Origin of the sequence: Paenibacillus sp. FSL L8-0638 (genome assembly GCF_038593075.1) — a bacterium.
Lineage (GTDB): Bacteria > Bacillota > Bacilli > Paenibacillales > Paenibacillaceae > Paenibacillus > Paenibacillus polymyxa_D.
This window is the reverse complement of record NZ_CP151960.1, coordinates 3,928,015-3,939,948: the sequence shown is the minus strand read 5'-3', so window position 1 is coordinate 3,939,948 and position 11,934 is coordinate 3,928,015. Positions and strand designations below refer to the sequence as shown.

12 protein-coding genes and 1 pseudogene are annotated in these 11,934 nt (G+C 42.8%); 9 read left to right on the top strand and 4 right to left on the bottom strand.

The genetic code is table 11. The annotated features are described in order from the left end of the window. Positions 1-47 precede the first annotated feature (47 nt). The gene (locus tag MKY35_RS17550) at positions 48-557 is read right to left on the bottom strand and encodes a discoidin domain-containing protein (protein ID WP_342444359.1); all 510 of its coding nucleotides are present in this window, start codon (positions 555-557) and stop codon (positions 48-50) included. A 238-nt stretch (positions 558-795) separates the two neighbouring features. Here MKY35_RS17550 and MKY35_RS17545 point away from each other — a divergent pair, with 238 nt between their 5' ends. Together MKY35_RS17545 and sigK are read left to right on the top strand one after the other, a co-directional pair. Then, a complete protein-coding gene (locus tag MKY35_RS17545) occupies positions 796-1,146 on the top strand; it encodes a hypothetical protein (RefSeq protein WP_342444358.1) in 351 nt (116 codons plus the stop codon). A gap of 279 nt (positions 1,147-1,425) precedes the next feature. Then, on the top strand, positions 1,426-2,127 hold the full coding sequence (sigK, locus tag MKY35_RS17540; RefSeq protein ID WP_013311218.1) for an RNA polymerase sporulation sigma factor SigK: 702 nt from the start codon (positions 1,426-1,428) through the stop codon (positions 2,125-2,127). 163 nt (positions 2,128-2,290) lie between these two features. On the opposite strand, the gene MKY35_RS17535 is transcribed toward sigK, so the two are convergent. Next, complete coding sequence (locus MKY35_RS17535; protein WP_342444357.1) at positions 2,291-3,265, bottom strand: alpha/beta hydrolase; 975 nt, start codon at positions 3,263-3,265, stop codon at positions 2,291-2,293. Beyond that, positions 3,262-3,891 (bottom strand): TetR/AcrR family transcriptional regulator, encoded by a 630-nt coding sequence (locus MKY35_RS17530; protein WP_039272335.1) that lies wholly within the window; start codon positions 3,889-3,891, stop codon positions 3,262-3,264. Before MKY35_RS17530 ends, MKY35_RS17535 begins: the two co-directional genes overlap by 4 nt. A 241-nt stretch (positions 3,892-4,132) precedes the next feature. On the opposite strand from MKY35_RS17530, the pseudogene MKY35_RS17525 reads away from it, so the two are divergent. Further along, positions 4,133-4,295 (top strand): annotated as a pseudogene (locus MKY35_RS17525) (sigma factor); the annotation flags it as partial. Between the two features lie 113 nt (positions 4,296-4,408). Beyond that, complete coding sequence (locus MKY35_RS17520; protein ID WP_039272334.1) at positions 4,409-4,870, top strand: DUF523 domain-containing protein; 462 nt, start codon at positions 4,409-4,411, stop codon at positions 4,868-4,870. A gap of 103 nt (positions 4,871-4,973) precedes the next feature. On the opposite strand, the gene MKY35_RS17515 is transcribed toward MKY35_RS17520, so the two are convergent. Beyond that, on the bottom strand, positions 4,974-5,723 hold the full coding sequence (locus MKY35_RS17515) for a YdcF family protein (RefSeq protein ID WP_342444356.1): 750 nt from the start codon (positions 5,721-5,723) through the stop codon (positions 4,974-4,976). Between the two features lie 217 nt (positions 5,724-5,940). Here MKY35_RS17515 and MKY35_RS17510 point away from each other — a divergent pair, with 217 nt between their 5' ends. The 5 genes from MKY35_RS17510 (at position 5,941) to MKY35_RS17490 (ending at position 11,927) form a co-directional block, all read left to right on the top strand. Then, entirely contained in the window at positions 5,941-6,828 is an 888-nt protein-coding gene (locus tag MKY35_RS17510) for a DMT family transporter (protein ID WP_307347183.1), read from the top strand. Between the two features lie 141 nt (positions 6,829-6,969). Further along, entirely contained in the window at positions 6,970-8,160 is a 1,191-nt protein-coding gene (locus MKY35_RS17505) for a copper amine oxidase N-terminal domain-containing protein (protein WP_342444355.1), read from the top strand. Between the two features lie 206 nt (positions 8,161-8,366). Then, positions 8,367-9,362, top strand: a complete 996-nt coding sequence (locus MKY35_RS17500) for an ABC transporter permease subunit (RefSeq protein WP_029515393.1) — start codon at positions 8,367-8,369, stop codon at positions 9,360-9,362. Between the two features lie 18 nt (positions 9,363-9,380). After that, positions 9,381-10,274 (top strand): carbohydrate ABC transporter permease, encoded by an 894-nt coding sequence (locus MKY35_RS17495; protein ID WP_342444354.1) that lies wholly within the window; start codon positions 9,381-9,383, stop codon positions 10,272-10,274. A gap of 111 nt (positions 10,275-10,385) precedes the next feature. Continuing rightward, on the top strand, positions 10,386-11,927 hold the full coding sequence (locus tag MKY35_RS17490; RefSeq protein ID WP_342444353.1) for an extracellular solute-binding protein: 1,542 nt from the start codon (positions 10,386-10,388) through the stop codon (positions 11,925-11,927). The last annotated feature ends 7 nt before the right edge of the window (positions 11,928-11,934 follow it).

Below are 11,934 nucleotides of genomic sequence, written 5' to 3'. Positions count from 1 at the left end.
GAATCAAGGGGCGGCGTTGGCCAGCCCCTTTTTTTGTGTATACTAACTTATTCCGCAATAGCGGGGTTTAGATTGGATGCTCTGTAGGCAGGAACGCCATTAATGAGTGCGGTTCTTAGCTGAACATATCGTAAACCATAATAGGAGGTTGTACTACTCATTCCCGATGAAAGTACAGTTATTTTATAATATGAAAAAGGAATCTCATTACTAAATTGATAGGTTGTTTTTGCAGTGGTTGGCAAAGTTTCGACTTCACCTAACCTAAACCAATTTTCTCCGTCTCTAGAGCCGTGAAAAGAAAATGAAAGTATAAAAGCTCGAGAGGATGGCTGAGCTAAAAGAATATCATTGATCGTCTTACCTGTATCTAATTTAAAGATGATTTCTCCACCTTTACCGTTTAAGCTGCTTTCCCAATAGAGATTATTATCAATTAAAACATTTTTCGGAAAAGTATTTTCGGAATCTCCGTTGGTTGATACATTTTCCTCTGCTATAACAACAGGATCCATGGAAAAAGTATAGTTGTCTGGATTTTGACTGAATTTTGCCATGTTGAAATTCCTCCTTAAGTTTAATTTTTGAATGTGTTGAAAAGGTTGATATATATCATTTATATGAAACTCTCTATGAATATATTCCTTGATCATGGAATGCATACTAGTGTTTAAGCGGTCTGACATCATAATAGCAAACTCATTTGCGGGCGGGGAGTTGCATGTTTAGAATATAAATAACTAAATGAGGTGAGAGAAAGGAAATGGATTGAATATGAGAATATACACTTATTATTTGGGAAATGGCATATTCCCTTTGGATTGGGAAGTTTGTTTTAGTACTGTTGAGGAATATAAAAGAAAATTATTTGAGAAGTACAACGCTTCCCAAGAATACAATGATTTTGTAATAGGCGGATTTAATGTGCTTACCGACAAAATAGATGCGATTTTGAATTATGCTTTAGAGAACTTTCGAAAAGAATTTCCTCATAATTATGAGTTGCGTTGTCCGGCTATGATATTCCCGTTGCCAAGAGGTGATGAAAGTAATGGTGCTGAGTTTGCTATTGTTTTAAAACGTGATGAAGATGGAGATACAATGGTCTATTCTCCACTCCCATTGTCATATTTAGAAAGAAGTTAATACTCTGCTGAAAGAAAATGGGAAACCAAGTGATGAATAATGTAAAGCTATCCCGTGTTTCCCTCTGGCTACATGGAGCGCGTTGATTTGTGTCGAAGAGATTTCTACGTTTCGAATTGAGTATTGGAGGTTGCTCCAGCAAGATATCCGGCAATTGTTACGGAGCAGTTTTCGGAGTACAGGCACGGATGGGCACCTGCCTACATACAATAAACAGATCGCAAGCCCGGTAAGTAACAAAGGCCGGTAAGTTCGCAACTACCTCAGGAGGTGTCATCCGTGCCCGGACTATTTAGCGCTATCGCTCTGTTCATCAAGGAATTGACGCTACTCGTTTCCTACGTGAAAAACAACGCCTTTCCGCAGCCATTGACTGAGAAAGAGGAAGCTCGACACCTAAAGCTTTTTGCCGAAGGCAATGCACACTCCCGTAACACACTCATTGAGCATAACCTACGGCTGGTGGCCCATATTGTGAAAAAATTTGATAACACCGGCGAAGATTTGGAGGACCTTATATCCATCGGCACCATCGGACTGATCAAGGCCATCGAAAGCTTTCAGACCGGGAAAGGCACCAAGCTGGCAACATTTGCAGCCCGTTGTATAGAAAATGAAATCCTGATGCATTTACGATCCCTGAAAAAAACACGCAAAGACGTATCACTTCACGATCCTATAGGGACTGATAAGGAAGGCAACGAGATTACTTTGATTGATATCCTCGGCACCGAGGCGGACGATATTGTAGATAAAGTACAGCTCAAAATCGAGAAGAGTAAAATCTATCGCAACCTGGATATTTTAGATGAGCGTGAAAAAGAAGTAGTTATTGGTCGATTCGGCCTGGAAGCCGGAGGTGAAGAACGTACACAGCGGGAAATTGCCAGAGAGCTGGGGATTTCGCGTTCGTATGTGTCCCGGATTGAAAAGCGTGCATTAATGAAGCTGTACCATGAATTTTACAAGCAGAAGGGGTAATGGATAAGGAGATACATGAACCCGCTTGAGGCCCTTTACAGGGCCTTTTTAGGTCTTTTTCATAATACAATTCAATTACTTGCTCCTTTACGCTGAAAAGCGCTAGGAAATTTTCCTATAAGTGTGGTTACTCGTTCAGCTAGTTGGCTCTCTTGGATTGAATTTATTTCCCTACATACTCATCCAAAAAGCGATCTACTCTTTTGAAATATTCAGTGGGGTAATGGTTGATGGCATCGATGTGCTCCGTATTTTGCGGGTACCATACTTCTGCTTTTGGGTTATCTTTTAAGGACTCGTAAATAATTTCTGTATTTTTATAACTAATTTGCTGATCTCCAGTACCATGAATGAGCATAACTGGCTTGTCTTGCATCTTTTTTACCGCATCCATAGGAGATATGGAATCAAGATCAACCTTAAAGGCCCAATTTGCCATCCATGTCGATGTATAACTGAATGGAAACGCAGGTAAACCTGAAAAGAAGGGCAAACCCTCTCTCAGAAATAGACCAGCATTACGAAAAGGACTATCCGCAATTACGGCTTTGATGTCATCACTTTCACTTGCGGCTAGCAAAGAAGTAGCAGCACCCATTGAAAAACCGATAACTCCAATGTTATCACCCGTATGGTCTCTCGATTTTAAATAGCTTACAGCTCCTAGCAAATCATATTTTTCATTGAGGCCCAGCGTAATCAAATCACCATCGGACTTACCTTGTGAACTGAGGTCAAATGCCAATACATTGTAGCCTTTCGGAACGAAGTGCTCTACTAACTTTTGGGTCCGCCCTTTGACTAAACGATTGCTCGTATATCCATGGACGACAATAATCGTTTTATTACTTGCTTTACCAGAAAGACCACTTGCAGGAAAGAAGGAACCTCTAATCGTATTATCATTTTTCAAACTCTTGAACTCGACCTCTTCGTAGGGAGTTTTATCGATATTCAATCCGTAGCTGACATTAGTGTCTCTAGGATGGTGCAACAAGGTGTCTACTACTTTATAAGATATAAAAAATACAAGAGCCATCACAAGCAAAAGCACGATTCCAAGGCTCCATAAAATGTTCTTTCGTTTTTTCACACGAACGTTAAATGTCAGATCGGGTTGTAATGATGCTTGACTCATTCAGACTCCTCCAGTTTTTCTTTAGGTTGTATGGGTGCGAACAAATAAAAGGCATGCCTCTTCAGATTTTCCCACTCGGGATGATGAATAATACTTTCTCCAAGAGTTAAGCCCACTCCATTTAAGAAAGAGATATAGGCACGAGAGATCATTGCTGGAGAAAAGCTTTTGTTGAATTCTCCCATTAACTGCCCCTTGGCATAGACGCATTCGATCGCATCTGTCATTACCTTTATACTTTCAAGGACCTTCTGTGTAAGTTCGGGGAATTTTACTCGTTGTCCTAAGACAGATTGAACAAGTCGCAATTCATTTATATAGGAGTAGATATGGTTGAATTGTTCTGCCACCATGCTCTTAATCAATACGCCCGGCGTCCCCTCTTGTTGTAGACAAGCAAGTGATTTCGCCTGAATATCAGCAAGCGGCTCAAGGACAGCAGCGTAGTATAAAGCTTCTTTGCTGGGGAAATATTGAAAAATGGTTCCAGGAGTCACTCCCACACTCTGCGCAATGATCGCCGTTGTGGTATTAGAATATCCACTTTCTGCGAACAGGACAACAGCTTCTTCTAGGATACGTTTACGCCGCTCCAGTCTTTTTTCTTCATTGATGGGTCTTGCCAAATGTATTCCCCTCTCTTTAAACTAAACTTTTATTAATTAAATGAATGATTATTTAATTAATAATATATCTTAAATTATGACTTATAGCAAGAGTGAAATTTATCTTACTTACGAGCAGGATGAACCTCAACATATAAAAATAAGCCGAAGGCTGCCCAACATTCGCCTCCGGCTTGTTTTATCAGGTTATTTTGGATGAGTACACGCTCCACCTTCCTTAAATGAATAAAACAATGAATATTTGGAGGGTCTCATACCCTTCGGTACCATCGGCCTGATGAAGGCCATTGAAAGCTTTCAGACCGGGAAAGGCACCAAGCTGGCAACATTTGCAGCCCGTTGTATAGAAAATGAAATCCTGATGCATTTGCGATCTCTGAAAAACATGCAAAGACGTATCACTCTTACGGAACGCAGACGTAGAGGCGAGTCAAAATTTTCGTACGATGACTCTACGAGGAAATTTGTTTATACTTTAACTACTTAATAGGAATGCAATCGATATGAGGTGGAACTAATGATTCTGGTAAGTTCGTGTTTGGCGGGCATGAAGGTACGATATAACGGGACGGATAGCCTGGATGTATATATACAGAAGTTGGTAGAGGAAAAGAAAGCTGTGACAATCTGTCCTGAGCTTTTGGGGGGCTTTGTGACTCCGAGAGAGCCTGCTGAGATTGTTGGAGGGACAGGCGAGGATGTGCTGAACGGCACAGCCAAGGTGGTCGAGTTTTCAGGCAACGATGTCAGCGATATGTACATTAGGGGTGCGTACGAAGCCTTGAATATAGCCAGAGAGGTTAACGCAACGCATGTTGTTTTAAAAGAAAACAGCCCGTCCTGCGGATCAGCAGCAATATATAATGGGTCATTCGAAAATCGTAAAATAGCTGGTAACGGGGTAACCTCGGCTTTGTTAAAAAAGGAAGGCTTTAAGGTCATATCGGAAGAACAAATTTCGGATATTTTCTTGGATTAGAATATGTAATGGCAGATCAAGCGCCTTGCTAGCTTACAGGCTTATACCTGCGAGTCAAGACGCTTGTTTGTGCTGTATGCCGCTATATGATATAGACATCACATTATTTAAGCTTTAATGCAAGAATCCCCAAGTATTCCTTGAGGGCTGTTCCGGTTGTAGACATGGCTCCAGCAGACGGCGAGAGTTTGCCAGCATACAGTGACAGCTTTTCACTTGCCAGATAGTCGGTAGGATAAGCTACGACCTGCATGTCTGCACGCTGAAATTCCAGTGCAGCACGTGGCATATGGAAAGCGGAGGTCACCAGAACAGGTCTAGTGAGTTGATGTTTTTTTAAAATTTGCGATGTATACACGGCATTTTGCTGTGTGTTCAAGGAACGGTTTTCGATCAGGATGTCTTTTGCTGGAATACCGAGTCCTAGTAGCTGCCTTTGCGCAATATTTGCTTCATTACCACTGTCTCCAAACACTTGCCCGCCGGAGAAAAGAATGGGTAAGCCTGTTGCTTCGTGCAATCTGACCGCAGTGAGCAGTCGATTAGCCGCAGATCCTAGCAGATTGCCTTGTCCATTGATGTCGGGGGTTCCCTGTGTGGCTCCGCCCCCAAGCACAACAATGACATCGCCTTGAACAGTACGGGGTTGTGGGTACTGTTTTTCCAGGCTACTGATTAACAAATCTCCAGCCAGATTGGTCGAGGAAACATACAGCAGCAATGTGACAAGAAGCAGTACGACCGCAGGTATACGTGCCCTTTTCCATAGCCAAATCACGAGCCCTGCCATCACGAGGATGAACAAACCGGGAGGGAGCACAAAGCTGTACAAAAATTTGATGATATAAATCAAGTGCAGACAACCTCCTATCCTTATAAGCTTTATCTGTCTTTTTGGTATATTGTAACATAGGCAACTGACTGGATTCCTCTGTCCGAAGACATACCTCGATGAACAAGCGGGCATGAAAGTTGGAGCTTTCCAATACATATTTTTTGTTTGATAAAGTTGTTCTGTAGGCGTAGTATATAAAGTCTAGTGATTTTTTTCATAGAGGAGCGATAGCGTCATGGGAGAGTTAACGACAGCCAAGCGGATGATGATGATCGCGCTACTGGTTGTGTTGTGGGGCATTTCTTGGCCCATTTATAAAGTTGCATTGGAATTCACACCTCCACTATTGTTTGCAGGACTACGTACACTGCTGGGCGGTCTGCTATTGGGAGTGATTTTAGTACCGAGATGGAATCGCATTCGTTGGAAAGAAAATTGGCGGGTGTATGCTATTTCAGGTATTTTTAACGTAGTATTGTTTTATGGTCTGCAAACGGTGGGATTGATGTACGTTCCCTCTGGCTTGTTTTCTGTGCTGGTATATCTCCAGCCTGTACTGGTCGGCATTTTTGCATGGATGTGGCTAGGGGAAGCGATGTCCAGACTTAAAGTGCTTGGATTGGTCATCGGATTTTTGGGCGTTGCGGCTGTCAGTGTCGGTGGATTTTCAGGACATGTGGCTGTGGCAGGTGTAATCCTCGCCATTATTACAGCCGTGAGCTGGGCATTGGGAACGGTATATGTGAAAAAAGTAAACCAGCGTGTGGATTCGCTGTGGCTGGTTGCATTTCAATGTACACTGGGAGGCATCGTGCTGACGGGAGCTGGAACGGTGACGGAAAGCTGGTCGGATATCGTATGGAATGTCCCGTATGTGTCAGGGCTAATATTCGGCACGGTGCTGGGAATTTCACTTTCCTGGTTGCTGTATTTCACACTTGTTAATTCAGGGGATGCGAGCAAGGTTGCGTCTTATACGTTTTTGGTGCCTGTGATCTCGGTGTTTGTCAGCTCGTTGGTGCTGGGCGAAGCGATTACGGCTTTCCTGCTGATCGGGTTGATCTTAATCGGGCTTAGCATTTATCTGGTTAATCGCAGAGCGAGAGTAGTACGACAAGCTTGAAAATAGGATATGGTACAAGCAAGGACTCTGCGCAGGTAGCAGGGTCCTTTTTTAGAGGATTTTAATACCTGTCCGGCGAATTTAGGAAGAATGAAACGGGTTCGGCTGAAACGAATTTGATCTATAAGGAGGGGGCCAAGCATGATCCAGCTTCAAAATGTCAAACGGTATAAGCCTGCCAAGCGGATAATAGTTGCATTTGTTTTATTGGCAAGTGTGGCAATCGGACTGAACGATGGAGAGTTTGCTCAGGCAGCGGGAACTTCTGCATCTATAAAGCAAGGTCAGGAAACTGCAAGTGTCCGTGTTTATTTTAACGGAAATATGATGTCGTTTCCCAAAGGAGAGCCATTCATTAACAAGGGACAGGTCATGATTCCTATTACAGATGCTGCTCTGCCAGGAATAGCCACGGACTATGACCCCAAAACACAGACGCTTACACTCACCAATGGTATAGCCAGTCTGGGTTCCGGTCGAATAAAGGCTAACTCCAATATAGGTTTTGTACATAACAGGAAGGTTACTTACGACGTTTCAGCCAGTAGCATTCGTGGAACGCTTTATGTTCCTCTGGCATTTATCAGTGATGTGGTCGGAGGCAAGCTCGAATGGAAGAAAAACGAACGAATGGCTAGCATAAGCTATCCTCAGTTGGTTGGGGAATCGGAGGAAAGCAAGGGCTATTTGCTGGATGCAAGCAGCGGAGTATTGTACCGCAAAGAGGATGGCGGCCGTATCCGTGCGCTCAGTCCAACAAATATTAAATTGAAAGAAGATTATTTTGGCATGACGAAAATCATTTCAACCAAGGTTACGGAGGATGCAGATTTGGTTACGGTATGGCAAGCGTACGGCGAGCCCATGATTAATGACGATTTTTATACGCTGTTCGTCCAGAAAGGAAAGGTACTTCGTCAGGCAAAGGCTCATTATTGGAATTTTAATGCCAACAATATCAAGCTTTATAATGGTAAAGCAGTCATGAACGATGGACAGACCGTTCGTCTGATTGACGCTAATGGTTCTGTAAAAGAAATATGGAATATGGGGAAGCTTTCCGGTCGTTTGAAGGACAGCTTTGCGGTGGAAGGCATGGGCGAGGGGTTTATTCTTGCCAGATCGAATGATGAGGGCTTTTTAATATTATTTAATCTTAAAACCCACCAGTCATTGTTGGTGTATGAGTTGCTTCGATTAGCTCCTGAGCAACTGAACGGATTCAGGGAAGATGGTATTAAGTTTATCGGTCAGAACAAAAATGACGGTGAACTGCGCTTCGAGCTACATGATAGTAAAGGACGGCCTCAAACGTTCAAATATGCTTTGTGAATGGGTTTAAGGCGTCGATCAGACGCCTCTTATTACATAAAACTTCACAAATATCCGAATTGTTCACTCCTCAGGCACTCCTTTGTTCATGAAGCATGAGAGGCTTCACTTTTTATTTTGAATGCGCTTACATAAAATATAGCTATACGGCGGCAGTGCTACAAACCTTGCTGTCGGCAACGTATACAGAGGGGGAGTGACTCACATTGAATCAGCCTATGCCCAAAAATTCTGCAATGCTTACAGCGGATTCCCGCCTGAACGGTAAGAGGCTGGGAACGGGTAGAAAACACGGTTTTTTCTATGAACTGTTCCGCAATCGAGTATTATTTCTGATGTTGTTGCCCACTTTAATTTTTTTCTTCATTAATTCCTACATTCCTATGGTGGGTATTTATTATGCATTTACCCAGTTCGACTTTAATACCAGCCTGTTTGATGCCAAGTTCGTCGGACTCCAAAATTTTCGCTTTTTATGGCAATCCGGCACGCTGACAAAACTGACATTAAATACGGTCGGATACAACGCAGCGTTTATTTTACTTGGTAACGTGTTAGCGATTGTTCTCGCTATTTTACTAAATGAGCTGCGAGGCCGCTACTTTAAAAAGATCGCTCAATCCGTGATGTTCCTGCCTTATTTTGTTTCTTTCGTTATTCTAAGTGTCATCGTGTATAACATATTTAATTATGATAATGGTTTTCTGAATACGCTGCTGCTGCAACTTGGTGGTGAACGCGTGGATGTATACAACAAACCATGGGTATGGATTTTCCTGATTATCCTGTTCTATTTATGGAAAAATCTTGGCTACAGTATGGTGATCTATCTAGCAGCGATTACAGGTATCAGTGACGAATATTATGAGGCAGCTAAAATGGATGGAGCCAACATTTTCCAACGAATCTGGTACATTACCGTTCCTATGCTTAAATCGACATTCGTTGTGCTGCTGTTGTTTGCGCTTGGTAGTATTATGAAAGGACAATTTGATCTTTTCTATCAGTTAATCGGCAACAATGGGGTGCTGTACAATACGACGGATATTTTGGACACTTATGTGTACCGATCGCTGAAAGTGACTTTTGATGTGGGTATGGCTTCGGCGGCAGGCGTATACCAATCATTGTTCGGCTTTGTACTGATCATGACCGTGAACTATATCATCCGTAAGTTGAACGACGAGTATGCCTTATTCTAGAAAGGAGGACCCAAACGGATGGCGATCAAAGAGGATGTATACACCCGAATTTTTAAAATTATCTCTTATGTGATTATCATTATTGCTTCCATTGCTTGTTTACTCCCGTTCCTACTTATTATTTCGGCTTCACTGACCAGTAATGAATCGATTATCAGGGATGGATATCACTTTATACCACAGCAATTCTCACTGGAAGGTTACCGGACGGTGTTCACCTTTCCTGAAGAGGTGTTAAGGGCGTACGGGGTGACGATTTTTACCACGGTTGTAGGTACGACGTTGGGCCTGTTCCTGATGACGATGGCAGGATATGTGCTGGCACGCAAAGATTTTAAATACCGCAATGCGTTTTCCTTCTATATTTACTTTACGACGCTGTTCGGGGGCGGGTTGGTACCTTGGTACATTATGCTGACGAAGTATTTAGGATTGCTTGATACGTATACAGTGCTTATTTTTCCGGGATTGATGACTCCGTTTCTGATCATTTTAATGAAAAACTTCATTCGTTCTTCCATGCCGGAAGAGCTGTTCGAGTCCGCTAAAATAGATGGTGCAGGTGATTTTAAAATTTACTATCGAATTGTACTGCCTTTATCCACACCGGGTATTGCCACTGTGGGGCTGTTTCTGGCCTTGGCTTACTGGAATGACTGGTTCTCATCCTCACTCTTTATTAACGATCCGCATAAATACCAGTTGCAATATTATCTGTATAATGTAATTAACTCCATGCAATTTATCGCTCAAATGGGTGCAGGTACTGGCGTATCCCTTTCCAGTGATATGCCGACAGAATCGACGAAAATGGCAATGGCGATCGTGGTTACTGGACCCATTTTGCTGCTGTACCCGTTCATTCAGCGTTACTTTGTCAAGGGGCTGACCATTGGCGCGGTAAAAGGCTGAAGCGACACTAACGGGCTGAGATGGCATAACGTGCTGACGGTATGCCATCAAAGCAGCACTTTTTGTAAGCGTTTTATTTAAACAGACTACCATTTCAAAGGGAGGATTCACATGACATTCACAAAGAAAAGAAAACAACGCATGTCCATCCTGATTGCAGTAATGGTCATCATGGGGCTATTAGCCGGATGTGGAGGCGGTAGCGGAAACAGCGCACAAAAAGCAAATGGAGAGGATGATAAATCCCAAAAAGTGCAGCTGCAATTTTATATGCTGGGTGATGCTCCTAAGGATCTGTCTACCATTGAGGCAGAGATTAATAAGTTGGCGGAAAAAGATCTGAATGCCACCGTCAAATTTAACTATACGACGTGGACAGACTGGGATCAAAAATATAAGCTGTTATTGTCTTCGGGTCAGCCTATCGACCTGATATTCACTGCAGATTGGACGCAGTATCAGGCCTATGCCAAGAAGGGCGCATTCCTGCCGCTAGACGATCTGCTGCCTAAGGCCGCACCTGCCCTGCAAAAATTTGTGCCTCAGGACATGTGGGATGGAGTTAAAATCGGAGGCAAAATTTATACCGTGCCTGGCACGTATAAAGAGTATGTCACTAACGGCTTTGTATGGCGTGAGGATTTACGAGAGAAGTACAATTTGCCTAAACCGACAGATATCAAAAGTTACGAGGCTTATATGGATGGGATACGTCAGCATGAGCCAAATATGAAAACCGTATCTCTGAACAGCGATATCAAGGGAAATCTGCATGACCGATATACCGAATTAGTAACGAAGAGTATAGGTGCCTTGCCTTATGGCATTGGTATTAAATATGAAAAACCAACAGAGGTTTATAAATATTGGGGCTCGGATGAACAAAAGGAAGAGCTGAACACTTACAAACGCTGGGCCGATAAAGGATTCATTCCCAAAAACGTATTAAACGTAAAAGATACGCTTCAGGATCAAGTGACTTCTGGTAAAGCAGCGAGTATTTTCGGTGACAACCCAACCCGGTTTAATGATATGGTCATTAAGCTCAAAGCATCTCACCCGGACTGGAAGCTCGAGTATTACCCATTCCCTTTGACGACAGGTTATGCAACTCCAGTGCATCCGATTCATAACGGCTTTGCAATTCCAAAAAGCAGCCCAAATCCGGCGCGCGCATTAGCTTTTTATGAAAAGCTTGTGACGGACAAACGCTATAACTTGCTCACGCAATATGGTATTGAAGGCAAAAACTACGAAGTCAAAGATGGTTACTACCATATGATAGGTAGCGGCAGTTCTAATGGATTTTCACGCGAAGGTATGAACAGTTGGGCTTGGCGTAACCCGGAATATATGCTGTTTGATTCAGGCTTTGACCGTGTGAAAAAGATTTTTGCTGAGCTGGATAAAATTCAGAAGCCTGACCTGTTTACCGGCTTTGCAGAGGACTACACAACCTACCAAGCAGAAAAAGCAGCTCTAGAACAGGTTGAGAAGCAATATCTGTATCCGCTCCAAGCTGGACTGATTGATAATGTGGATCAAGGCTTGCAGACCTTCTTGCAAAAGGCAAATCAAGCTGGTTTGGAGAAAATTCAAACCGAGTATACAAAACAATGGGAAGCTTATGTAAAGGAGAAGGGGATTAAATAAAACATAA

Coding starts and splice junctions, on each gene's coding strand:
- MKY35_RS17490 (WP_342444353.1), top strand. CDS start 10,386: ATGACATTCACAAAGAAAAGAAAACAACGCATGTCCATCCTGATTGCA.
- MKY35_RS17535 (WP_342444357.1), bottom strand. CDS start 3,265: ATGAGTCAAGCATCATTACAACCCGATCTGACATTTAACGTTCGTGTG.
- MKY35_RS17520 (WP_039272334.1), top strand. CDS start 4,409: ATGATTCTGGTAAGTTCGTGTTTGGCGGGCATGAAGGTACGATATAAC.
- MKY35_RS17505 (WP_342444355.1), top strand. CDS start 6,970: ATGATCCAGCTTCAAAATGTCAAACGGTATAAGCCTGCCAAGCGGATA.
- MKY35_RS17495 (WP_342444354.1), top strand. CDS start 9,381: ATGGCGATCAAAGAGGATGTATACACCCGAATTTTTAAAATTATCTCT.
- MKY35_RS17510 (WP_307347183.1), top strand. CDS start 5,941: ATGGGAGAGTTAACGACAGCCAAGCGGATGATGATGATCGCGCTACTG.
- MKY35_RS17550 (WP_342444359.1), bottom strand. CDS start 557: ATGGCAAAATTCAGTCAAAATCCAGACAACTATACTTTTTCCATGGAT.